22 protein-coding genes are annotated in these 21,908 nt (G+C 73.3%); 14 read left to right on the forward strand and 8 right to left on the reverse strand.

The window, feature by feature from the left end; all coding sequences use genetic code 11:
- The first annotated feature begins 96 nt into the window (after nucleotides 1–96).
- Nucleotides 97–1,455 carry a PucR family transcriptional regulator gene (locus tag OG257_RS28405; RefSeq protein WP_329212081.1) on the forward strand — a complete coding sequence of 453 codons (1,359 nt, stop codon included), beginning with the start codon at nucleotides 97–99 and terminating at the stop codon, nucleotides 1,453–1,455.
- A 217-nt stretch (nucleotides 1,456–1,672) separates the two neighbouring features.
- Nucleotides 1,673–3,271 (forward strand): sodium/solute symporter, encoded by a 1,599-nt coding sequence (locus tag OG257_RS28410; RefSeq protein WP_329212083.1) that lies wholly within the window; start codon nucleotides 1,673–1,675, stop codon nucleotides 3,269–3,271.
- A gap of 8 nt (nucleotides 3,272–3,279) precedes the next feature.
- On the opposite strand, the gene OG257_RS28415 is transcribed toward OG257_RS28410, so the two are convergent.
- Nucleotides 3,280–3,912 carry a TIGR03085 family metal-binding protein gene (locus tag OG257_RS28415; protein ID WP_329212085.1) on the reverse strand — a complete coding sequence of 211 codons (633 nt, stop codon included), beginning with the start codon at nucleotides 3,910–3,912 and terminating at the stop codon, nucleotides 3,280–3,282.
- Nucleotides 3,913–3,997: 85 nt separating this feature from the next.
- Here OG257_RS28415 and hisI point away from each other — a divergent pair, with 85 nt between their 5' ends.
- The 11 genes from hisI to lgt all read left to right on the forward strand — a co-directional run bounded on the left by hisI (nucleotide 3,998) and on the right by lgt (nucleotide 12,793).
- Nucleotides 3,998–4,378, forward strand: a complete 381-nt coding sequence (gene hisI / locus OG257_RS28420; protein WP_329212087.1) for a phosphoribosyl-AMP cyclohydrolase — start codon at nucleotides 3,998–4,000, stop codon at nucleotides 4,376–4,378.
- An 11-nt stretch (nucleotides 4,379–4,389) separates the two neighbouring features.
- Entirely contained in the window at nucleotides 4,390–5,883 is a 1,494-nt protein-coding gene (locus OG257_RS28425) for an anthranilate synthase component I (protein WP_329212088.1), read from the forward strand.
- Between the two features lie 14 nt (nucleotides 5,884–5,897).
- The gene (locus tag OG257_RS28430; protein ID WP_329212090.1) at nucleotides 5,898–6,557 is read left to right on the forward strand and encodes a TIGR02234 family membrane protein; all 660 of its coding nucleotides are present in this window, start codon (nucleotides 5,898–5,900) and stop codon (nucleotides 6,555–6,557) included.
- 94 nt (nucleotides 6,558–6,651) lie between these two features.
- The gene (locus OG257_RS28435) at nucleotides 6,652–6,903 is read left to right on the forward strand and encodes an HGxxPAAW family protein (RefSeq protein WP_329212092.1); all 252 of its coding nucleotides are present in this window, start codon (nucleotides 6,652–6,654) and stop codon (nucleotides 6,901–6,903) included.
- An 81-nt stretch (nucleotides 6,904–6,984) separates the two neighbouring features.
- Nucleotides 6,985–7,497, forward strand: coding sequence for a DUF2752 domain-containing protein (locus tag OG257_RS28440; RefSeq protein WP_329212094.1), 513 nt, complete (start codon nucleotides 6,985–6,987; stop codon nucleotides 7,495–7,497).
- 116 nt (nucleotides 7,498–7,613) lie between these two features.
- On the forward strand, nucleotides 7,614–8,423 hold the full coding sequence (gene trpC, locus OG257_RS28445; protein ID WP_329212096.1) for an indole-3-glycerol phosphate synthase TrpC: 810 nt from the start codon (nucleotides 7,614–7,616) through the stop codon (nucleotides 8,421–8,423).
- 8 nt (nucleotides 8,424–8,431) lie between these two features.
- The gene (trpM, locus tag OG257_RS28450) at nucleotides 8,432–8,644 is read left to right on the forward strand and encodes a tryptophan biosynthesis modulator TrpM (protein ID WP_329212098.1); all 213 of its coding nucleotides are present in this window, start codon (nucleotides 8,432–8,434) and stop codon (nucleotides 8,642–8,644) included.
- A 138-nt stretch (nucleotides 8,645–8,782) separates the two neighbouring features.
- Nucleotides 8,783–10,021: a tryptophan synthase subunit beta gene (gene trpB, locus OG257_RS28455; RefSeq protein WP_329212099.1), complete on the forward strand. Its 1,239-nt coding sequence runs from the start codon at nucleotides 8,783–8,785 to the stop codon at nucleotides 10,019–10,021.
- Nucleotides 10,018–10,833, forward strand: coding sequence for a tryptophan synthase subunit alpha (gene trpA / locus OG257_RS28460; RefSeq protein WP_329212101.1), 816 nt, complete (start codon nucleotides 10,018–10,020; stop codon nucleotides 10,831–10,833). The genes trpB and trpA overlap by 4 nt, the downstream gene beginning before the upstream one ends.
- Before the next feature lie 72 nt (nucleotides 10,834–10,905).
- A complete protein-coding gene (locus OG257_RS28465; RefSeq protein ID WP_329212103.1) occupies nucleotides 10,906–11,739 on the forward strand; it encodes a DsbA family protein in 834 nt (277 codons plus the stop codon).
- Nucleotides 11,740–11,815: 76 nt separating this feature from the next.
- Nucleotides 11,816–12,793: a prolipoprotein diacylglyceryl transferase gene (lgt, locus tag OG257_RS28470; protein ID WP_329212105.1), complete on the forward strand. Its 978-nt coding sequence runs from the start codon at nucleotides 11,816–11,818 to the stop codon at nucleotides 12,791–12,793.
- A gap of 91 nt (nucleotides 12,794–12,884) precedes the next feature.
- On the opposite strand, the gene OG257_RS28475 is transcribed toward lgt, so the two are convergent.
- The 7 genes from OG257_RS28475 to OG257_RS28505 are packed head-to-tail and all read right to left on the reverse strand — an operon-like array spanning nucleotide 12,885 to nucleotide 20,908.
- Nucleotides 12,885–13,700, reverse strand: coding sequence for an HpcH/HpaI aldolase/citrate lyase family protein (locus OG257_RS28475; protein ID WP_329212107.1), 816 nt, complete (start codon nucleotides 13,698–13,700; stop codon nucleotides 12,885–12,887).
- Nucleotides 13,697–14,893, reverse strand: coding sequence for a CaiB/BaiF CoA transferase family protein (locus tag OG257_RS28480; protein ID WP_329212109.1), 1,197 nt, complete (start codon nucleotides 14,891–14,893; stop codon nucleotides 13,697–13,699). The genes OG257_RS28475 and OG257_RS28480 overlap by 4 nt, the downstream gene beginning before the upstream one ends.
- Nucleotides 14,890–15,774, reverse strand: a complete 885-nt coding sequence (gene rbsK / locus OG257_RS28485; RefSeq protein WP_329212111.1) for a ribokinase — start codon at nucleotides 15,772–15,774, stop codon at nucleotides 14,890–14,892. The genes OG257_RS28480 and rbsK overlap by 4 nt, the downstream gene beginning before the upstream one ends.
- The gene (locus OG257_RS28490) at nucleotides 15,771–17,138 is read right to left on the reverse strand and encodes an ADP-ribosylglycohydrolase family protein (protein WP_329212113.1); all 1,368 of its coding nucleotides are present in this window, start codon (nucleotides 17,136–17,138) and stop codon (nucleotides 15,771–15,773) included. The genes rbsK and OG257_RS28490 overlap by 4 nt, the downstream gene beginning before the upstream one ends.
- Entirely contained in the window at nucleotides 17,135–18,328 is a 1,194-nt protein-coding gene (locus OG257_RS28495) for an ADP-ribosylglycohydrolase family protein (protein ID WP_329212115.1), read from the reverse strand. Before OG257_RS28495 ends, OG257_RS28490 begins: the two co-directional genes overlap by 4 nt.
- On the reverse strand, nucleotides 18,264–19,682 hold the full coding sequence (locus tag OG257_RS28500) for an ADP-ribosylglycohydrolase family protein (protein WP_329212117.1): 1,419 nt from the start codon (nucleotides 19,680–19,682) through the stop codon (nucleotides 18,264–18,266). The genes OG257_RS28495 and OG257_RS28500 overlap by 65 nt, the downstream gene beginning before the upstream one ends.
- Nucleotides 19,679–20,908, reverse strand: coding sequence for an ADP-ribosylglycohydrolase family protein (locus tag OG257_RS28505; RefSeq protein WP_329212119.1), 1,230 nt, complete (start codon nucleotides 20,906–20,908; stop codon nucleotides 19,679–19,681). Before OG257_RS28505 ends, OG257_RS28500 begins: the two co-directional genes overlap by 4 nt.
- Before the next feature lie 254 nt (nucleotides 20,909–21,162).
- Between OG257_RS28505 and OG257_RS28510 the strand changes: the two genes are divergently transcribed.
- The gene (locus tag OG257_RS28510; protein WP_329212121.1) at nucleotides 21,163–21,894 is read left to right on the forward strand and encodes a VIT1/CCC1 transporter family protein; all 732 of its coding nucleotides are present in this window, start codon (nucleotides 21,163–21,165) and stop codon (nucleotides 21,892–21,894) included.
- The last annotated feature ends 14 nt before the right edge of the window (nucleotides 21,895–21,908 follow it).

Here is a 21,908-nt window from a genome sequence, read left to right on the forward strand (position 1 = left end):
GCGTCAGGATCATTCGGTGTGCGCCCGCCCAATGGCGGGCCGGGCGCGCACCGGGCCGGCATTTCCGCAGTCGGCCGATTCCCGGTGGAGGCCGCCATGCCACAGGTCGTACGTTCACGGATCAGGGCGCTGCACGGGCCGCCCCCCGTAGCACCGCTGCCGCACCGCTTCCGTTCCCTGGCCGACCGTGAGGCCATCGCCGTACTCCACAGGGCCGCCCAAGTGCTGCTGGAAGCACTGCCGGAGCTCACGGACCGGCTCGTCGAGCAGCTGCGGGAACAGGAGCCCGCCTACCGCACGGCCATCGAGAGCGACCCTGCCGAGATCTGGCAGGAGGTCCACCACTCACTGCGCCACAACGTCGCCTCCCTGATCCAGCCCCGGGAGTTCCGCGAGGCCGCCCACCGCACGTCCCGGTGGATCGGCGAGACCCGCGCCGAACAGGGCGTACCGCTCGACGCGGTCCTGCACGCCTTCCGGATGGGCGGGGCGATGGTCTGGCAGGACCTGGTCGACGAGACGGCGCGGCGCCACCCCGAGGACATCCGGCTGCTCGTCCATGTCGCGGCGGACGTCTGGAACTTCGTGGACGAGCACTGCGGAGTGGTGGCCGAGGCGTACCGGCAGGCCGAACGGCGCCTCACCTGGCGCCGCGAGAACCAGCAGCGGCTGATGACGTCGGCCCTGCTGGACGGCACCGCCCGAATAGCCGACCTGCCGGACGCCGCGGCCATGCTGGGGCTGTCGGTGCACGGACGGTACGCGGTGCTCGCGGTCGCCACCGCACGCCGTGCCCCGCACGGAACGTCCCAGCCGCCGCTGACCCTCCCCGCAGGGACACCGGTGCTCTGGCATGCCGGGGCCGACGCCGAACTCGCGATCCTGCCGCTGGGCGCCGGGCCGGTGGCGGCCGACCCGGCTGTCCCGCGCGAGGGTGACGCGGAGACCGCAGGCACCGACGGCGGGACGTCCGAGGCCTTGGGACCGGATGAACTCGCCTCCGTGGCAGCCGAACTGACGGCTCCGCCCGGGACCCGGATCGGGATCAGCTCCGTGGTCGACGGGCTTGCGTCGGTCGGTGACGCGCGGCGCCTCGCCGAGACCGCGCTGCGTGCCTGCCCGGCGTCCGGTGGCACCGTCCTGCTCGACGAGCACCTGCCGACCGCCCTGGTCGTCTCCTCGCCCGGACTGGGCACCGCGCTCGCCGGCCGGGTACTCGGCCCGCTCGACCGGCTCGACCCCGCGGACCGGGACGTGCTCATCGAGACGCTGACCGCATGGCTGGACTCGGACGGTTCGGCGCAGCGGGCGGGGGCGCGGCTGTACTGCCACCGCAACACGGTGCTGAACCGGCTGCGGCGCTTCGAACAGCTGACGGGCCGCTGTCTCACACGGCCCTCCGACGCGGTCGAGGTATCCCTGGCGCTGGCGGCGCGGCGGCTGCTGGGCGGCTGAGACGTAGCGGGGGAGGGGGCGGGGGCGTCGCGTGGGCCCCGCCCCCTCAACGCCGGTCCCCGGCACTCGACTTGTGCAGAAGCACAGATCCGCCCCGCGAGGGCTGTACGGGCGCCGCGCCCCGGACCCGCCACCTGTTCCCCGCCCGCCGCACCTGATGCCCTGGCCCCATGCCATCAGCTGCCCCTTTCAAGGCCCTACCGGCGGAGCCACCGCGGTGAGCGGCGCGGTCGACGCCCGGTCCCTGGCCGTCGTCATCTTCCTCGCATTCGTCGCCGTGTCCCTGCTGCTCTGCGGTCTCGCCGCAGCGGACCAGGACGACCCCGAGCACTTCTACGCGGGCGGCGGGGCCTCGCTCGGCCCCGTCGGCGGAGGGCTCGCCATCGCCGGGGACTACGTCAGCGCCGCCACGCTGCTCTCCACCACCGGATCAGTCGCGCTCGCCGGCTTCGACGGTGTGCTCTTCGCCCTGGCTACCGTCGCCTCGTTGGTCCTCGTCATGCGGGTCTTCGCCGAACGCCTGCGCCGCAAGGGCGTGTTCACCATCGGTGACTTCCTCGCCGACCAGCTCGGGGACGGCTCCGTACGCCGGGCGCTGGGCGTCGCCACCCTCGTCGTGCTCGCCCCGCTCCTCCTGGTGCAGCTGACCACCGCCGGACACGTCATGACGGCGATGTTCGGGCTCCCCGAAGGAGCGCTCACCGGCTGCACGGTCGCCAGCGGCGCGCTGATGGTCTGCTACTCCGCCTTCGGCGGCATGCGCGGCACCGGCTACATCCAGATCCTCAAGGTCGCCGTCGTGCTGGCCGCCGTCACCCTGCTCGCGGGCCTGGTGCTCGCCCGCTTCGGCTGGTCACCCTTCGCACTCTTCGACGCGGCCCAGGAAGGCAGCAAGGCGGGCGGCGCCTACGCGCGCCCCGGGCTCCAGTTCGGCCACGGGCTCGCCGGCAGCCTCGACCTGATCGGCTTTCAGCTCACCCTCGTACTCGGCGCGGCCTGCATGCCGCACATCATGATGAGGCTGCACCCGCTGCGCGACGCCTGGACCGCGCGCCGCGCGGCCGTCTGGTCCGTCGCCCCGGTCGCCGTCCTGTGCACCGGGATCGTCATCGTCGGCCTCGGGGCCTCCGCCCTGCTCGGCCGGGACACCCTGCGCGCCGCCGACCCGGCCGGGGGCACGGCCCTGCTGATGGTGACCGGGGTGCTGGACCCTGGCGCGAACGGGCCGCGCGACAGCCCGCTGTTCGCCCTCGTCGCCTGCGCCGCCTTCGCCACCACCCTGGCCGCCGTGGCCGGCATCACCCTGGCCGCCGCCTCGACCCTCGCCCGCGATTTCGCGGCGAAGGGCGCCCAGGGCGCCGGAAAGGCGTCCGGCAGGGAGATCCGCCGGGCCCGCCTGGCGGTGCTCGCGATCGGTGCGCTCGCCGTCCTCCTCTCGGCGTACACCCACGAACGCAACCCCCAGGTGCTGCTCTCCCTCTCGTTCGCCGCAGCTGCCTCGATCCTGCCGCCCGTCCTGCTGTACGCGCTCTTCCGCCCCGGATTCAACGCACGCGGGGTGCGGTGGACCGTGTACGGAACACTCCCGCTGATCGCCGGCCTGATGGTCCTGTCACCCGCGTTCTCGGGCACACCCATCGCACTGTTCCCCGAATGGGACTTCCACGTGTTCCCGCTCCAGACACCGGGCCTGATCACGATCCCCGCCGGGTTCCTCCTCGGCCTGCTGGGATCCAGGCCCCGGCCGGACACCCCGCGGGAAGGCCCCCGGCACCGGGCCCGCTGGGTCCCCGTACCGGCGGGCCGTGACGCCTGACCCGCCGACTACAGCCCCAGCTCCGCCGTGTGCAACCGGGCCAGCGCGTCCTTGTCGCCCTCCAGCTCCACCCGCGCGGCGTCCTGCCGGCCCGCGGCGAACAGCAGCAGCTCACCCGGCTCCCCGGTGACCGTCACCACCGGGGTGCCCTTGTGGGCCACCACCGTCTGGCCGTCCGGACGGCGCAGCACCAGACCCACCGGGGCCCTGCGGCCCAGCATCCGGGCCGACTTCTCGGTGCGCGACCACAGCACATCGGCGAAGACCGGGTCCAGGGTCCGCTGCGACCAGTCGGGCTGGGCCCGGCGCACGTCCTCCGCGTGGATGTAGAACTCGACCGTGTTGGCCGCCTCGTCCAGCTGCTTCAGCCCGAAGGGTGACATCCGCGGCGGACCCGTACGGATGAGCTGGATCAGTTCCTCGTACGGCTTCTCGGCGAATTCGGCCTGCACCCGCTCCAGCCGGTTCTTCAGCGCGCCCAGCAGGATCCCGCCCGCCGCGTCCGCGCGGCGCTCACGCACCACCACATGGGCGGCCAGGTCCCGGGTCTTCCAGCCGTTGCACAGGGTCAGAGCTTCGGGGCCCGCCGCTTCCAACAGGTCGGCGAGCAGAAGACGTTCACGCTTCGCATGGGTCGACATGCCCGCCAGCGTACGACCGGCGCCCATGGTCCGCCCAGTGGACGCACACCCGGGCGGCCGTCCCCGGCGCGGCACAATGGGGCGCATGACCAGCACGCCCGGCACCACCCCCGCCAGCAACCTCGACCCGGCCATCGCGGCCCGCCTCAAGCGCGGACCCGACGGACTGGTCCCGGCCATCGCCCAGCAGTACGACACCGGCGAGGTGCTCATGCTCGGCTGGATGGACGACGAGGCACTGCACCGCACCCTCACCACGGGCCGCTGCACCTACTGGTCCCGCAGCCGCCAGGAGTACTGGGTCAAGGGCGACACCTCCGGCCACATCCAGCAGGTCCGGTCCGTCGCCCTGGACTGCGACGCCGACACCGTCCTGGTGAAGGTCGACCAGACCGGTGCCGCCTGCCACACCGGTGACCGCACCTGCTTCGACGCGGACGTCCTTCCGCTCGCCCCGTCCCAGTAAGGTCAGCCGCCATGGATCTCGAGACCTTCCGCAAGCTCGCCGTCGAGCGGCGCGTCATCCCCGTCAGCCGCCGGCTCCTCGCGGACGGTGACACCCCGGTCGGGCTCTACCGCAAACTCGCGGACGAGCGCACCGGCACGTTCCTCCTCGAATCCGCGGAGAACGGCCGCACCTGGTCCCGCTACTCCTTCATCGGAGTGCGCAGCGCCGCCACCCTCACCACCCTGGACGGCCGGGCCCACTGGCTCGGCACCCCGCCCGTCGGCGTCCCCGTCGACGGGGACCCGCTGCAGGCCCTGCGCGCCACCGTCGAGACCCTGCACACCCCGCGCGACCTGGTCGGCGACGACGGCCTGCCGCCGTTCACCGGTGGCATGGTCGGCTATCTCGGGTACGACATCGTGCGCCGGCTGGAGAAGATCACCGAGCACGGCGGCGACGACCTGAAGCTCCCCGAGCTGACGATGCTCCTCACTTCGGACCTCGCCGTGCTCGACCACGGGGACGGCACGGTCCTCCTGATCGCCAACGCCATCAACCACAACGACCTGGACACAGGGGTCGACGAGGCGTACGCGGACGCGGTCGCCCGGCTCGACGCCATGGAGCGGGACCTGTCCAGGCCGGTGGAGAACGCCCCCGCCGCCCTGCCGCCCTCCGAGCTCCCGCCGTACACCGCGCTGTGGGGCGGCCCCGCCTACCAGGACGCCGTCGACGACATCAAGGAGCGCATCAGGGCCGGCGAGGCCTTCCAGGTCGTGCCCTCCCAGCGCTTCGAGACGCCCTGCACGGCGAGCGCCCTGGACGTCTACCGGGTCCTGCGCGCCACCAATCCGTCGCCGTACATGTACCTCCTGCGCTTCGACGGCTTCGACGTCGTCGGCTCCAGCCCGGAGGCGCTCGTCAAGGTCGAGGACGGCCGGGCCATGGTCCACCCCATCGCCGGGACCAGGCACCGCGGCGCCACCCCGCAGGAGGACCAGGCGCTCGCCGACGAGCTCCTCGCCGACCCGAAGGAACGCGCCGAGCACCTGATGCTCGTCGACCTCGGCCGCAACGACCTGGGACGGGTCTGCGAACCCGGCAGCGTCGAGGTCGTCGACTTCATGTCCGTCGAGCGGTACTCGCACGTGATGCACATCGTCTCCACCGTCACCGGACGGGTCGCCGAGGGCCACAAGGCCTTCGACGTCCTCACCGCGTGCTTCCCCGCGGGCACCCTCTCCGGCGCACCCAAGCCGCGCGCCATGCAGATCATCGAGGAGCTCGAACCGACCCGCCGGGGGCTGTACGGCGGCTGCGTCGGCTACCTCGACTTCGCGGGCGACTCCGACACCGCCATCGCCATCCGGACCGCTCTGCTCCGGGACGGCACCGCGTACGTCCAGGCCGGAGCGGGCGTCGTCGCTGACTCCGACCCGGTCGGCGAGGACACCGAGTGCCGCAACAAGGCCGCCGCGGTGCTCCGCGCCGTGCATACGGCGAACCGGCTCCGGTCCCACTGAGGCGGTAAGGGATAGTGGGGTACGTGAGTGCTGTCCCCGTACCCCAGCCCCGTGCCCGTGCCGCCTCCGCGCCCGACAGCGCAGGAAGCCGCCGCAGCCTGGGCGCCGGCCTGCTCCTCGGGGCCGCCGGCGCCACCGTCGTCCTCCTCGCCTCAGGGCAGAAATGGGCCGAGGGCACGGCAGCCGTCGGCGGCGGCACCCTGCCCCTGACCGCGGACGGCCAGGACGTCACAGGCCTACCGGCGGCCCTGGCCGTCGTCGGCCTGGCCGCCCTCGTAGCCGTCTTCGCCGTCCGGGGCGGCGGCCGGACGATCGTCGCGGGACTGCTGGCACTCAGCGGACTGGGCGCCGGACTGAGCTCCTACGCCGGTGCCTCCGACAGCGCCGCCCTCGACGAGAAGGCCGCCCGGACCACCGGCAACACCTCGGCCACCATCGACGCGCTCAGCCACACCGCCTGGCCGTACGTCACGGCCGTCGGCGGACTGCTGATCCTGCTCGCCGGACTGCTCGCCCTTCGGTACGGCAGCCGGTGGCCCGCCATGTCGGGACGGTACGAGCGCGGCGGCACCCCGCGCCCCCGCAAGGCCGCTCCCGCGGCCCCGGATCCCGACCGGCCCGAGGACCTGTGGAAGGCCCTGGACCGCGGCGAGGACCCGACGCGCGAGGCATGACCCCCCGGCTCGGGTCCACCCGCACGTACGGGACAATGGCAGCGAGCTTTCTGTACAGCGATACCTTCAGCGCAACACCAACGAGGAGCAACTCATGGCGGGCAGCAGCCACGGACACACCCCGGCCGCCTGGACCGGTGTCATCATCGCCTTCATCGGCTTCTGCATCGCAGGCGTCTTCATGGTCGCGGCGAACCCGCTCGGCTTCTGGGCCGGACTGGCCGTCATCGCCGTCGGCGGACTCGTCGGTCTCGCCATGAAGGCCGCCGGCCTCGGCATGCCGAAGGAGTCGGCCGAGCTGGCGGCCGCCAGGGCCCGTGCCGGAGAGGCACAGACCACCGCCTGACCGCACGCCGGTCCACAGACACGACACGAGGCGCAGCCCGACCGGGCTGCGCCTCTCCGTACGAGCGGGGACAATCAGCGCGTGGACGCCTCAGCTTCTCCCGCCGCCCCGGACCCGGCCCCCGTACCCGGCACCCCCGGACCGCCGCACACCCTCCCTGCCGCGGCCGGACCCGTGTCCGCCCCTGCCGCGCCGGTGAGCCGGCTCAGGCGGCTCGCCACCCCGGTCGGTGCGATGGCCGTCGTCGTCGGTGCCTTCGGGTACGTGGCCACGGTCGATCCCAACGAACCCGGCCACTACCCGGTGTGCCCCATGCTCCGGTTCACCGGCGTGTTCTGCCCCGGCTGCGGCGGGCTGCGCAGCGCCCACGCCGTCGCCCACGGCGACATCGCCGCCGCCCTCGGCTCCAACGCCCTGGCCGTCGTCGGCTACGCCGTCTTCGCCGTGGTGTGGCTGCTCTGGATGGTCCGCGCAAGCCGGGGCGAGCCGCTGCGGATCGCCCTCGCCCCCGCCTACTGGTGGGGTGTCGGCGCGGTGCTGCTGATCTTCTCCGTCGTCCGGAATCTGCCGTTCGGGTCAGGCTTGGCGCCCTGAATGCCCAGGTAGTGGGACGTACCGCCGCCGGATGCGAGCCCATCGCCCTCCTGCGGATACCATCGAGATGGCTGATCCTGTTCCCTCATACACCGTTCCGGAAGGGGGCCGCTCGCGTGAGTGTGCTCGACGAGATCATCGATGGCGTTCGCGCCGACCTCGCAGAGCGGCAGGCGCGCGTCAGCCTCGACGAGCTCAAGGAACGCGCAGCCCGCGCTCCTCGGGCCAAGGACGGAGTCGCCGCCCTGCGCGGCGAGGGCGTGACCGTCATCTGCGAGGTCAAGCGTTCCAGCCCCTCCAAGGGGGCCCTTGCCGCAATCGCCGACCCGGCCGCGCTCGCCGCCGACTACGAGGCGGGCGGCGCGTCCGTCATCTCGGTCCTCACCGAGGAGCGCCGCTTCGGCGGCTCCCTCGCCGATCTTGAGGCCGTCCGCGCCAAGGTGGACATCCCGATCCTCCGCAAGGACTTCATCGTCACCTCGTACCAGCTGTGGGAGGCACGCGCCTACGGCGCCGACCTCGCCCTGCTGATCGTGGCCGCCCTCGACCAGGAGGCCCTCGTCTCCCTGATCGAGCGTGCCGAGTCGATCGGCCTGACGCCGCTCGTCGAGGCGCACGACGAGGAGGAGGCGGAGCGTGCCGTGGACGCCGGAGCGAAGATCATCGGTGTCAACGCGCGCAATCTGAAGGACCTCAAGGTCGACCGCTCCACCTTCGAGCGCGTCGCCCCCGAGATCCCCGACCACATCGTCAAGGTCGCCGAGTCCGGCGTCCGCGGCCCGCACGACCTGATCGCCTACGCCAACGCGGGCGCCGACTCGGTGCTCGTCGGCGAGTCCCTGGTCACCGGCCGGGACCCCCGGTCCGCCGTGGCCGACCTGGTCGCCGCCGGCGCCCACCCGGCCCTCCGGCACGGACGGGGCTGACCCGCACCGTGTCCGACTGTCCCGCGCCCCGCATCCGGCCGGGCCTGCGCCCCGCCGGGGTGACGGCCCGGGACCCCCACGCGCCCCTGGCCCGCGGCTGCCGGCCGCGGGGCTGCCGCGCCCCCGCCCGGCGGGTGCACGGCCGTCGCGTCCGGTACGTGATCGGCGACGAACCGGGACAGGTCAACGGCATGCGATGGCGTACGGGGTCCGCGCCGTAGCGAGCCCCGGCCGTCGCACTCCTCCCCCCACCGGGAGGTCCGCACGCCTTACCGCACCGACCGCTCACCGGCCGGCGCGGTGCTCCGCCCACGGCGCATACGGTGAACCCACCCGTTGCAAGTCGAGGAGCACGTCGTATGTCGTCCGACTTCTTCATTCCGGACCCCGAGGGTCTGATTCCCAGTGCCGAGGGGTACTTCGGCGCATTCGGTGGCAAGTTCATCCCGGAGGCGCTCGTCGCCGCCGTGGACGAGGTGGCCGTCGAGTACGACAAGGCCAAGGCCGACCCGGCCTTCGCCGCCGAGCTCAACGAGCTCATGGTCAACTACACGGGCAGGCCCAGCGCGCTGACCGAGGTCCCGCGCTTCGCCGAGCACGCCGGAGGCGCCCGGGTCTTCCTCAAGCGCGAGGACCTGAACCACACCGGCTCGCACAAGATCAACAACGTGCTGGGCCAGGCGCTCCTCACCAAGCGCATGGGCAAGACCCGGGTCATCGCCGAGACCGGCGCCGGTCAGCACGGCGTCGCCACCGCGACCGCCTGCGCCCTCTTCGGACTCGAATGCACCATCTACATGGGTGAGGTCGACACGGAGCGGCAGGCGCTGAACGTGGCGCGCATGCGGATGCTCGGCGCCGAGGTCATCGCAGTGAAGTCCGGCTCCAAGACCCTCAAGGACGCCATCAACGAGGCGTTCCGCGACTGGGTCGCCAACGTGGACCGCACGCACTACCTCTTCGGCACCGTCGCCGGCCCCCACCCCTTCCCGGCGATGGTCCGCGACTTCCACCGGGTGATCGGCGTCGAGGCCCGCCGCCAGATCCTGGAGCGGGCCGGCCGGCTGCCGGACGCCGCCGTCGCCTGCGTCGGCGGCGGCTCCAACGCCATCGGCCTCTTCCACGCCTTCATCCCGGACGAGAGCGTCCGGCTGATCGGCTGCGAGCCCGCCGGACACGGCGTGGAGACCGGCGAGCACGCGGCGACCCTGACCGCGGGCGAGCCCGGAATCCTGCACGGCTCACGCAGTTACGTCCTCCAGGACGACGAGGGCCAGATCACCGAGCCGTACTCGATCTCGGCGGGCCTCGACTACCCGGGCATCGGCCCGGAGCACGCCTACCTCAAGGACGTCGGCCGCGGCGAGTACCGCGCGGTGACGGACGACGCCGCCATGCAGGCGCTGCGCCTCCTCTCCCGCACCGAGGGCATCATCCCGGCCATCGAGAGCGCGCACGCGCTGGCCGGTGCGCTGGAGGTCGGGCAGGAGCTCGGCAAGGACGGGCTGATCCTGATCAACCTGTCAGGCCGGGGCGACAAGGACATGGACACGGCCGCACGGTACTTCGGCCTGTACGACCAGGAGGGGGAGAAGTGAGCGGCAACCGGGAGCTTCTGGATTCGGCGCTGGCCAGGGCGGCAGCCGAGGACAGGGCCGCACTCATCGCGTACCTGCCCGGCGGCTTCCCGACGGTCGACGGCGGCATCGAGGCGGTCAAGGCCGTCGTCGCGGGCGGCGCGGACATCGTCGAGGTGGGCCTGCCGCACAGCGACCCGGTGCTCGACGGGCCGGTCATCCAGACCGCCGACGACATCGCGCTGAAGGGCGGCGTCAAGATCGCCGACATCATGCGCACCGTCCGTGAGGCCTACGAGGCCACCGGCGTCCCGATTCTCGTCATGACGTACTGGAACCCCATCGACCGGTACGGCGTGGACCGCTTCACCGCCGAACTCGCCGCGGCCGGCGGAGCCGGGTGCATCCTGCCCGACCTGCCGGTCCAGGAGTCCGGACTGTGGCGTGAGCACGCCGAGAAGCACGGTCTCGCCACCGTCTTCGTCGTCGCGCCGAGCAGCAAGGACGCCCGCCTCGCCACGATCACGGCAGCGGGCTCGGGCTTCGTGTACGCCTCCTCCCTCATGGGGGTCACCGGCACCCGTGAATCGGTCGGCGAGCAGGCCCAGGAGCTGGTGCGCCGCACCCGCGCCACCACGGACCTGCCGGTCTGCGTCGGGATCGGGGTCTCCACCCGCGAGCACGCCGAACAGGTCGCCGGCTTCGCCGACGGCGTCATCGTCGGCTCGGCCTTCGTCAAGAGGATGCTGGACGCCCCCGACGCGGCAGCCGGACTCGCCGCCGTCCGCGCATTGGCCGGCGAGCTGGCCGAAGGTGTTCGAAAGCGCCGGTAGTGATCGTCACCCGTACGGGTGGACATAGGACCGGGGAGGCGCTCACGTGCCTCCCCGGTTCGTTTGCGCGGTGTGAGCGACAAGAACCATGAGCCAAAGAGAGCCGCGCGCGACCGGCTCGTACAGCAGCGTGAGCTGGACCGGGCGCGGGAGCGCCGCAGGCGCACGCTGATCGTCGCGACCGCCGTGGTGGGCGTGCTGGCGCTGGCTGCCGTGATCGGCCTGATCGCCGCCAACGCGGGCAAGAACGACACGGACAGCGAGGCCGGACCCGCGGTCACCCCGTCCGGGGCGACGGGCAAGGACGGTCTGGCCCTCCAGGTCGGAGCGGATGACGCGCCGTCCACGCTCACGATCTGGGAGGACTTCCGCTGCCCCGTCTGCGCCCAGTTCGAGGAGGCCTTCCGGGGCACCATCGCGGAGCTCGCCGACAGCGGCCAGATCAAGGTGGAGTACCACCTGGCCACGATCATCGACGGCAACCTCGGCGGCAGCGGATCGCTGCGGGCCGCCAATGCCGCGGCCTGCGCCCAGGACGTCGGCAAATTCGCCCCGTACCACGACGTGCTCTACCGCAATCAGCCGCCGGAGACCGACGACGCCTTCGGCGAGAACAGCAAGCTGATCGAGCTCGCCGGCACCGTGGACGGACTGGACACGCCCGCCTTCCGCAGCTGTGTGGAGGACGGCACGCACGACAGCTGGGTCGAGAAGTCGAACAAAGCCTTCGGTGAGGGCGGGTTCCAGGGGACTCCGACCGCGCTGCTCAACGGTGAGTCGATCTTCCCGAAGAAGGGGGACGAGCAGATCTCCGTGGCGAATCTCAAGAAGTGGGTGGCGGAGGCCAACAAGGGCAAGGAACCGGGCACGGTCGGGGCGACGCCCTCGGGCTCCGAGCCGTCCTGAGGGCCCGGCCCGTTACCCAGAAGTTGCCGGACGGCTTGCCTCACGTCCCGTCCGGCAAGGTAGCGTCGACCCCGTCATGAACCTTGCCTTCATTCCCAGCCCGTCGACCGGCGTGATCGAGCTCGGCCCGATCCCGCTCCGCGGCTACGCGTTCTGCATCATCATCGGTGTCTTCGTCGCCGTCTGGTTCGGCAACAAGCGCTGGATCGCCCGCGGCGGCCGAGCCGGCACCGTTGCCGACATCGCCGTCTGGGCCGTGCCCTTCGGCCTCGTCGGCGGCAGGCTCTACCACGTCGTCACCGACTACCAGCTGTACTTCAGCGACGGTGAGAACTGGGTCGACGCCTTCAAGATCTGGGAAGGCGGCCTCGGTATCTGGGGCGCGATCGCGCTCGGCGCCGTCGGTGCCTGGATCGGCTGCCGCCGCCGCGGAATCCCGCTGCCCGCCTGGGCCGACGCGCTCGCACCCGGTATCGCCCTCGCCCAGGCGATCGGCCGCTGGGGCAACTGGTTCAACCAGGAGCTGTACGGCAAGCGGACGGACCTGCCGTGGGCGGTGGAGATCAGCGAAGGCCCCAACCGGGTGGCGGGCACCTACCACCCGACCTTCCTGTACGAGTCGCTGTGGTGCATCGGTGTCGCGCTCCTGGTCGTCTGGGCGGACCGCCGGTTCAAGCTCGGACACGGACGGGCGTTCGCGCTGTACGTGGCGGCCTACTGCACGGGCCGTGCCTGGATCGAGTACATGCGCGTCGACGAGGCGCACCACGTCCTGGGACTGCGGCTCAACGTGTGGACCGCGATCATCGTCTTCGTCCTCGCGGTGACGTACTTCGTGATCTCGGCGAAGCTGCGCCCCGGACGCGAGGAGATCGTCGAACCGGCCGCGGTGGACCTGTCCAAGGACAGCGGCAAGGACAGCGGGACCGCTGACTCCGCCGAGGGCGCCGACAGCCCCGAGGCCGCCGACACGTCCGACCCCGCCGACGCCCCCGAAGCGCAGGCGAAGGAGTCCGAGGGCGACGACGCCCCGCAGACGGCCGACAAGAGCTGACGCACCTGGAGCCACGCGAAGGGGCCGCCGGACCACACAGGTCCGGCGGCCCCTTCGCGTGCCCCGGCCCGGCACCCGGGCCGATCGGGCCTCACGCCACGCGTCCCGCCAGCGCCAGGGTCCTCTGCGCGGTGGCCACCACCGCCGCGTCGACGAACCTCCCGTCAGGCAGCGCCATCGCCCCCGCCTGTGCCCGCGACGCCTCCACGATCTGCTCCGCGGCCTCGACCTCCCGCGATGTCGGCCGGAACGCCCGCTCGATGACGGGCAGCTGCCGGGGATGGATCGCCGCACGTCCGAGCAGTCCCAGGTCCCGCCCGTGCGCACAGGACGACCGCAGCCCGGACAGGTCCTTGACGTCCGTGAACACCGACATGGCGGGCGGATCGAGCCCCGCCGCCCGTGCCGCGACCACGAGACGGCTGCGCGGCCAGTCGAGCCCGGCATCGTCCCGCACCCCCAGGTCGGCCCTGAGATCCGCCTCGCCCAGTGCCACACCCCGCACGTCGTGATGGGCGCTGGCGATCGAGTACGCGTGCTCGATCGCCATGGCCGACTCCAGCAGCGGATACAGCGCGACCCCCGGCGCCAGCGCCGCGACGTGGTGCACCGAAGCCGCATGGGTGATCTTGGGAAGCCGCATCCCGGACAGGCCGGGAAGCCCTGCGAGAGCCTTGACGTCGTCCTCGCCGTGGACCCGGACATGGACCGGTACGGCGTCGGCCGTACCGGGATCGGTGAGCAGTTCCGCGGTCGCCGCACGCGCGTACTCCTTGCGGTCCGGCGCGACCGCGTCCTCCAGGTCGACGATCACCACGTGCGCGCCCGAGCGGAGCGCCTTGCGGACCACCTCCGGGCGGTCCCCGGGCACGTACAGCCAGGTCAGCGCGACCGCCCTGGTGCTCACAGCGCCCCCTCGTCCCGCAGGGCCGCGATGCTCGGGGCCGACAGGCCGAGCCCCGCCAGGATCTCGTCCGTGTCCGCGCCGTGCGGCCGCCCGGCCCAGCGGATCTCCCCGGGCGTCTCCGAGAGCCGGAACAGCACGTTCTGCATCCGTAGCGGCCCCAGCTCGGGGTCGTCGACCTCGGTGATCGTGCCCAGCGCCCGGTACTGCGGATCCTCCATCACGTCCCGTACGTCCTGGATCGGAGCGATCGCGGCCTCTGCCTTCTCGAACGCCGACACAGCCTCCTCCCGGGTGCGCCGGGCGATCCAGTGGCCGACGGCCTCGTCGAGTTCGTCGGCGTGCTCGGCGCGCGTGGTCCCGGCGGCGAACCACGGTTCGTCGATCAGGTCCGGGCGGCCCACCAGCCGCATCACGCGCTCGGCGACCGACTGGGCCGAGGTCGAGACGGCGACCCAGTGGCCGTCGGAGGTCCGGTAGGTGTTGCGCGGGGCGTTGTTGCGGGAGCGGTTCCCCGTACGCGGCTGGACGTAGCCCAGCTGGTCGTACCAGAGCGGCTGCGGCCCCAGGACCGTCAGGATCGGCTCGATGATCGCCATGTCGACCACCTGTCCCGCGCCGGTGCGGTCGCGCCCCGCCAGGGCAGTCATCACCGCGTACGCCGTCGCGAGTGCCGCGATCGAGTCGGCGAGCCCGAACGGCGGCAGGGTCGGCGGCCCGTCCGGCTCACCGGTCACGGCGGCGAAGCCGCTCATCGCCTCCGCGAGTGTGCCGAAGCCCGGCCGGTGCGCGTACGGGCCGAACTGGCCGAAGCCGGTGACCCGGGCCAGTACCAGCCGCGGATTGACGGCGCGCAGTTCCTCCCAGCCCAGGCCCCAGCGCTCCAGTGTCCCCGGCCGGAAGTTCTCGATGATCACGTCGGTGTCCGCCGCCAGCCGCAGGAGCACGTCCCGCCCGCCGGGGCTGGACAGGTCGAGCGTCAGGGTGCGCTTGTTGCGGCCGAGCAGCTTCCACCACAGGCCCACCCCGTCCTTCGCGGGACCGTGCCCGCGCGACGGGTCGGGCTTGCGCGGATGCTCGACCTTGATGACCTCGGCGCCGAAGTCGCCGAGCATCGTGGCCGCGAGCGGTCCGGCGAACAGGGTGGCGATGTCCAGGACCCGCAGGCCGGCGAGAGGTGCGGTCGTCGTACTCATGCGGCATCGATCTCACTGCGGTACGGCATGGACGTGGAGGCACCGGGTCTCTGTACGCAGAGCGCCGCGGCCGAGGACGCCCAGGCCAGCGCCTCGGGGACGGCCCGGCCCTCGCCGAGCGCCACGGCCAGCGTCCCGACGAACGTGTCACCCGCACCGGTCGTGTCGACGGCGGTCACCTCGGGCGCCGGGAACAGGACGGCTTCGCCTCCCCGGGTCGCGTACAGGCACCCCTTCCGGCCGAGCGTGATCACGACCTCCGGGACCTGCCGGAGCAGGATCTGCGCGGCCGCGTGCGGTTCGTCGCATCCGGAGAGCGCCGCCGCCTCGTGCTCATTGGGGATCAGCAGGTCGACGGCGTCCAGGAGTTCGGACGGCAGCGGCTGTACGGGGGAGGGGGTGAGGACCGTCCGTACACCCCGGGCCTTCGCGGCCCGCGCGGCCTCGGTCACCGCGGAGAGCGGGAGTTCCAGCTGGAGGAGCAGCAGACCCGCGGCGGCGATGGCGGCGTGCTCTCCCGGGCCGAGCGTGGTGACGGTGCCGTTGGCACCGGGAATCACCACGATCGCGTTCGCGCCCTCGTCGTCGACGACGATGTGGGCGGTGCCGCTGGGACCTGCGGCCGTGTGCAGCAGGTCCGTGTCCACGCCCGCGTGCTCCAGATTCGTCCGCAGCCGTGAGCCGAACTCGTCGGTCCCGACCGCGCCGATCATCACCACCTCACCGCCCGCGCGGGCAGCGGCGACGGCCTGATTGGCCCCTTTGCCGCCGGGCACGGTCCGCAGCTCCCGTCCGGTGACGGTCTCCCCGAGCGCGGGCGCCCGGGCGACGTAGGTGACTAGGTCCATGTTGGTGCTGCCGAGCACCGCGATCGCTGTCATGGGCGGCATACCTCCTGGTGGGTCAGTTCGGCGAGGGTGTCGAAGCCGATGGAGTCGAAACCGGGGACGGATGTGGCGAGCCGGTTCTTCAGCGGGGCGGTCCAGTGGTCGGGCAGCGCGGTGGGCCGCCCGGCCAGAAGCCCCGCGAGCGAACCGGCCGTCGCACCGTTCGAGTCGGTGTCCCAGCCGCCGGACACGGCGCAGCCGATGGAGCGGCCGAAGTCGCCGTCGGCGTGGGTGAGCGCGGCGGCGAGCACCGCGGCGTTGGGCAGGACGTGCACCCAGTGGTGGGTCGCCCCGTAGGCGGCGTGGAGCCGGTCCACGACGGTGTCGAAGTCCGGTTCGGCACGGGCGCTCGCGATCCCGAGGCGCACCGCGTGCGCGTACCGGGAACGGGGCGGCACCACGCGCAGTCCGGCCGCGAGACACCCGTGCACATCCGTCTCGCCGCCGGCCGCCTCGGCGAGGGCGGCCGCGGTGAACATCGCCCCGTACACCCCGTTGGCCGTGTGGGTGAGCACCGCGTCCCGGTGCGCCTGCTCGGCGGCGGCGGCCGGGTCGGCCGGGTGTGTCCAGCCGTGCACATCGGCCCGGATCTGGGCGCCGATCCATTCGCGGAAGGGGTTGCGGTAGCGGGCGGTCTCCGGCGGCTCGATGCCGTCGAGGAGATTGCGGTACGCGATGCGCTCCGCGGTGAAGAGCCGGCCGGCGGGGAGTTCGTCGAGCCAGAGCCGGGCGAGGTCGGTCGTGCCGAAAGCGCGTCCGTGGCGCTGGAGCAGCAGCACCGTGAGCAGGGGGTGGTTGAGGTCGTCGTCCTCCGGCATGCCGTCGATGTTCTCGGCGAGGGAGGTGGCGGCCGAGCGGCGGTTCCAGGGGTAGGCGGCGGTCAGTTCGCCGGGCAGGCCACGGGCCGTGAACCAGGTGGTGAGCGGCCAGTTGCCGGTGGCCTGCGCGAGGGAGCGGATACCGGCGAGGGGCAGCTTCTCCACGGGCTTGCCGAGCAGGCAGCCTGCGGCCCGGCCCAGCCAGGCCGCGTGCAGCCGCTCGGGTCCGAGAGCGACGGGCCGGGTGCGGGGGGCCGGCCAGCGGGGGCAGGCGTCCCGGATCGCCGCCAGGTCCGTCGGCTCGACGTCGGACAGCGGGCTCTCCAGCAGGGCGAGTTCGTCGAGCAGCTGTGCGGCCAGTGCGCGCATCCGGGGCGCCGCGGGAAGCGCCGAGGCACCGGCGCGCTCCGGAGCGGGGGCGCCGCCGGACCCGTACCAGCGCTCCTCGATGTCCCGGGCGTCCCGGCCGTCCTGCGCCGCCTGCCGCAGCTCGTGCCCGACCAGGTCCTCGGGCTGAACCCACGTGAGCCGTACGGTCATCGCGGGCCGGCCAGCGTCGCGAACGCCGACTCGTGGGCCCGGCGGCGCGCCGTGTCCCGTACGAAGACCTCGCGGGCGACCTCCGTCAGGACCCGTGCCGGGGCGTGCAGATCGAGGCGGCTGGCGTCGGCGACCGTTTTCACCCAGGCGGCGGGGATGGCCTGCTCGCCGTGGAGCGCGCCCGCGATCGCGCCGCTCATCGTCGCGATCGAGTCGCAGTCCCGGCCGTAGTTGACCGAACCGAGCACCGTGCGGCGGTAGTCGCCCCCGCCCACGAGCAGCATGCCGAGCGCGACCGGCAGTTCCTCGATGGAGTGCAGCCGGGAGGGCCGCCGGGCACCGAGCGAGGGGTCGCGGTAGTCGGGGCCCACCGTGTCGAAGGGGGCCACGGCCTCGCGCAGGGGCACCAGCGCCGACTCGAAGTCGCTGTACCCGGCGGCCACGTCGCACACCGCCTCGATCGCCGCCCGTGTCCCGTCCTTCGCCAGGGCCAGACAGGTTCCGACGACGGAGGAGGGCGTGGCGTCCGGGGCGCAGGCGGCGGCGACCGCGGCGGCGAGGACCCCGGCCGCCTCCCGTCCGTACGAGGACTGGTGGGCCCCCGCGACATCCAGCGCCTCCGCGTACGCGGCCTCGGGGTGGGCGGCGTTCACCAGGCCGACCGGTGCCATGTACATCGCCGCCCCGCAGTTCACGATGTTCCCCGAGCCCGCCTCGCGCGGGTCGGCGTGGCCGTAGTGCAGCCGCGTGACGATCCACTTCTCCGCGAGGAAGATCCGCTGCAGCGGCAGCGCCTCCGCCTCCAGCTCCGGGATCCAGCGGGGACGGGACATCAGATCCGGTACGAGGTGGTCCGCCACGGAGTACGCGTCCAGGTGATCGCGTACCGTGCCGTAGACCCGCACCAGCGCATGCGTCATCAGGGTGTCGTCGGTGACGTGCCCGTCGCCCTTGTGGTACGGGGCGATGGGGCGCGCGGTGCGCCACGCTTCGCCGTGCCAGGGGCCGACGATGCCGTTCACCCGGCCGCCGTGGCGCTCGGCGATCTGCTCCGGGGTCCAGCCCTCGACGGGGCCGCCGAGTGCGTCACCGACGGCGGCGCCGACGAGTGCGCCGGTGATCCGCTCATCCAGGGTGAGCGTCGTGGTGGTCGTACCTGCCGAGGACGGTGCGGGCGTTTTGGGTGTCATGCCGGGATTGTCCACCCGTGGTGGCCGGTTCCGTGGCTGCCAGCAGCCCGGCGAGTTCGATGAGATCGGTGCCGGCGAGGCGGGGCAGCGCACACCCCGCCAGCGTGCGGCAGGCCTCGCGCCAGCCCGCGGGGATCGTGCCGGCCCCGCCCAGCGCCCCGGTCAGCGCCCCGGCGAGGGCGGGCGCGGAGTCGGCGACCCGGGACAGGCAGGCGGCCGCGGGCACGGCCTGGGCGATATCGCCCCGGGCGGCGGTCGCCAGGGCGAGGGCGACGGGCACGGTCTCGGCCGCGGCGATCCCGTAGCTGTAGACGTGGTCGACGATCTGGTGCTCCAGAACGGGGACCAGGGCGAAAGCACCCGCCGTCTCGTCGGCGAACTCCCGGGCCAGGCGCACGGCGTGGACCGCGTTGCGGGCGATCTCGGTTCCCTCGGGCAGCTGTTCGAGCGCGGCGTTCACCGCGGCGTCGACGTCCGCCCCCGCGAGCGCCTCGGCGATCGCCGCGGCAACGGCACGGGCGCCGTGCACCCCGTCGCCGTCCTGCGTGTACCGGGCGTCGAATTCGGCGAGTCCGGCCGCCGCGATGGGATCGCCCGGGTGCACGACCGCGAGGACGGCGGCCCTGACGCAGGCCGCGTCGTCGAAGTAGTGCGGGTTGTCGTGCCCGGTGGCGGGCGGGCGCAGTCCGGCGGCGAGGTTGCCGAGGCCGGCCCGTACGGAGATCCGGGCCCGGAGCGGAAGAACGGCGGACTCGACCTCCGGCGCCCGGGCACTCGCGGCGGCGACCTTCGCGGCCAGGGCGTTCCAGGACCGGTCGATCGCGTCCCGCATCCGGTGGCCGGGGGAGAGGCCTGGCGCGTGGTCGGCCGCGGCGGCCAGCACCGTCCGGGCGGCGAACGCCGCCCACTCGGCATCGTCGGACGGACCGAGCCTGAGGGGCTCGGGCGGCTGATTGAGGGCGATGGGTACGGGCAGCGTCGTCGTCGCGTTCTGCTCGGCGAAGGTGTCCAGCTCCCGGGTGAGCCGCCGGGTCCACTCGGGCATCCGCGCCGCCCGGTGCCGCGCGGCGGGCCACCCGGCGGCGTCCCCGGCCGCCAGACCGAGCAGCAGCCCCTCGATCCGGGCCTGCCGGCCGGGTGCGGTGCGCGCCCGTGGGCCCTTGGCCGACTGCCTGCCGGCAGGGGGACGGGCGGCCGGCTCGGCCGCGATGTGGATGGCGACACGGTGGGGGGCCGCGTCCGGCGGGGCCGAGTGGCCCGGGGCCGAGTGGCCCGGGGCCGTGGGCCCGGAGGTGGGCGAGGCGCCCCCCGGGATGGGCGAGGAGCCCCCGGCGGCCCCGTGCGCGGCGGTCATCGGGTGGCTCCGTGAACGGTGGCGACGGAGGGGGCGGCGGGCGTGACTGCCGGTTCGGTCAGCGGGGCACCGGTCCCGTCCCGTGGAGGCGATCCGGCCGGCTCGTACCAGGAGGAGGCGGGGGCGGGCCGGTCCCGGACCGGTGTGCCGCCCACCGCCCCGGGCGGCGCACCCGGCCCGTCCTCCGCGTCGTCCGGCGTCAGCAGCTCCGCAATGTCCAGGACGTGGTACCCGCGCATCGACGGCAGGCAGCTGCCCCGCACCGGGCCGATCTTCGACGCCCACTCCTGCGGGATCGCCGACGCCCCGTGCAGGGCGCCGGCCAGCGCACCCGCCACCGCCGCCGTCGTATCGGCGTCCCGGCCCATGTTCACGGCCGTCAGCACCGCCGTACGGAAGTCGCCCCGCGCCGCCGTGAACGCGCCGAAGGCCAGCCCGACCGCCTCCGGTGCCAGATCCGTCCACGGGTAGCCGCCGATCACCACCGCGGAGCGCACCGCGCGTTCCCTCGCCAGCCGGTCCGGGTAGGGGCGCTGCGCGGCCGTGACCGCGCGCCGCAGCGAACGGGCGGTCCAGGAGTCCATCGGTACGACCGAGAGCGCGGCCGCGATCACCGAGGCGAGCCCGGCCCCCACCATCGCGGCGGCCACCCCCGCCGCGACCGCCTGGCCGCCGTAGATGCCCTCCCCCTCATGACTGACCCGGCCGTCCACCGCCACCAGCCGGGCCGCCTCCGCCGGCCGGCCCGCCGCGAACACGCCGAACGGCGCCGCCCGCATCGCGAGGCCGTCGCTCCACGCATGCCGGTGCTGGGCGGAGATCGGGGCGGCGAGTCCGCGCCGCAGGTTCTCCAGCGTGCCGCGCTCACTGAACCCCGCACCGCGGAACGGACCCTCGTCGAGGTCGGCGATCCAGTGGTGCCAGGCGCGCTCGACGTGCGAAACCGTCAGCGCCGAACCGTGCCTGGCCAGCAGCAGCCCCGAGAAGATCGCGTACTCGGTGTCGTCCGTCCCCGCCGGGTCGTCGCTGACGAAACCCTCGATCCGGCCCCACCGGCGACGGATCTCGGACGGCCGCATGTTCTCCGCCGGGGCACCGAGAGCGTCGCCCACCGCGAGCCCCAGCAGCGCCCCCCGGGCCCGGTCACCCGTACCGCCGGGCGAACCGGGATCCCCGGCACCCCTGCCCGCCGGCGGCTCCGCCGGACTGCCTGCCATCAGCTCCATCGCGTCGACCCTTCGCTCGCACAGGGCAGTTCACCGCCTGTGCGAACCACCTGTGCGATCTGTCCCACGCCGAGACCCCCACGAGGCGGATCACGACCACAAAAGGGCCACACGGATGACGCCGCGAAGAAGGCCCCAGAGGTAGGTAAGTACGGCCTTCCTTGCTGGCGGGAGCCCTTTTTCGTGCGTACTTTCGAGCTTGTTGAAACGGGGGGCGGGACGCATGGAGTCCGCTCCCGGACAAGGGGAGAGCTGTGTCCATCATCGAGACCGACGCCGTACTGCACGAGGCGCACCGGGACAACCACACCCACCGCGATGTGAACGGTGGCTGGCTGCGGCCCGCGGTCTTCGGAGCCATGGACGGCCTCGTCTCCAACCTCGCCCTCATGACCGGCGTCGCCGGAGGGGCGGTATCCCAGCAGACCCTCGTCATCACGGGCCTGGCCGGTCTGGCCGCGGGCGCGTTCTCGATGGCGGCCGGCGAGTACACCTCCGTCGCCTCGCAGCGCGAGCTCGTCGAGGCGGAGCTCGACGTCGAGCGGCGGGAACTGCGTAAGCACCCCAAGGACGAGATGCGGGAGCTCGCCGGGCTGTACGAGTCCCGGGGCGTCGAGCCCGAGCTGGCCCGCGAGGTCGCCCGGCAGCTGTCCAGGGACCCCGAGCAGGCGCTGGAGATCCACGCCCGCGAGGAGCTCGGCATCGACCCCGGCGACCTGCCCTCGCCGCTCGTCGCAGCCGTCTCGTCCTTCGGCGCCTTCGCGCTGGGTGCCCTGCTGCCCGTGCTGCCCTTCCTGCTCGGCGCCACCGCGCTGTGGCCCGCCGTGCTCCTCGCCCTGATCGGCCTGTTCGGCTGCGGCGCGGTGGTGGCCCGGGTGACGGCGCGCACCTGGTGGTTCAGCGGACTGCGCCAGCTCGTGCTCGGCGGGGCCGCCGCAGCGATCACGTACGGTCTCGGCACCCTGTTCGGCGTGGCCGTCGGCTGACGGGCCGCCCTCCA

Source organism: Streptomyces sp. NBC_00683 (assembly GCF_036226745.1).
GTDB lineage: Bacteria > Actinomycetota > Actinomycetes > Streptomycetales > Streptomycetaceae > Streptomyces.

Bases quoted from the DNA above. Each gene is read 5' to 3' on its own strand.
- OG257_RS28405 (WP_329212081.1), top strand. From the start codon at position 97: ATGCCACAGGTCGTACGTTCACGGATCAGGGCGCTGCACGGGCCGCCC.
- OG257_RS28415 (WP_329212085.1), bottom strand. From the start codon at position 3,912: ATGTCGACCCATGCGAAGCGTGAACGTCTTCTGCTCGCCGACCTGTTG.
- hisI (WP_329212087.1), top strand. From the start codon at position 3,998: ATGACCAGCACGCCCGGCACCACCCCCGCCAGCAACCTCGACCCGGCC.
- OG257_RS28425 (WP_329212088.1), top strand. From the start codon at position 4,390: ATGGATCTCGAGACCTTCCGCAAGCTCGCCGTCGAGCGGCGCGTCATC.
- OG257_RS28435 (WP_329212092.1), top strand. From the start codon at position 6,652: ATGGCGGGCAGCAGCCACGGACACACCCCGGCCGCCTGGACCGGTGTC.
- trpB (WP_329212099.1), top strand. From the start codon at position 8,783: ATGTCGTCCGACTTCTTCATTCCGGACCCCGAGGGTCTGATTCCCAGT.
- lgt (WP_329212105.1), top strand. From the start codon at position 11,816: ATGAACCTTGCCTTCATTCCCAGCCCGTCGACCGGCGTGATCGAGCTC.
- OG257_RS28480 (WP_329212109.1), bottom strand. From the start codon at position 14,893: ATGAGTACGACGACCGCACCTCTCGCCGGCCTGCGGGTCCTGGACATC.
- rbsK (WP_329212111.1), bottom strand. From the start codon at position 15,774: ATGACAGCGATCGCGGTGCTCGGCAGCACCAACATGGACCTAGTCACC.
- OG257_RS28490 (WP_329212113.1), bottom strand. From the start codon at position 17,138: ATGACCGTACGGCTCACGTGGGTTCAGCCCGAGGACCTGGTCGGGCAC.
- OG257_RS28495 (WP_329212115.1), bottom strand. From the start codon at position 18,328: ATGACACCCAAAACGCCCGCACCGTCCTCGGCAGGTACGACCACCACG.
- OG257_RS28500 (WP_329212117.1), bottom strand. From the start codon at position 19,682: ATGACCGCCGCGCACGGGGCCGCCGGGGGCTCCTCGCCCATCCCGGGG.
- OG257_RS28505 (WP_329212119.1), bottom strand. From the start codon at position 20,908: ATGGAGCTGATGGCAGGCAGTCCGGCGGAGCCGCCGGCGGGCAGGGGT.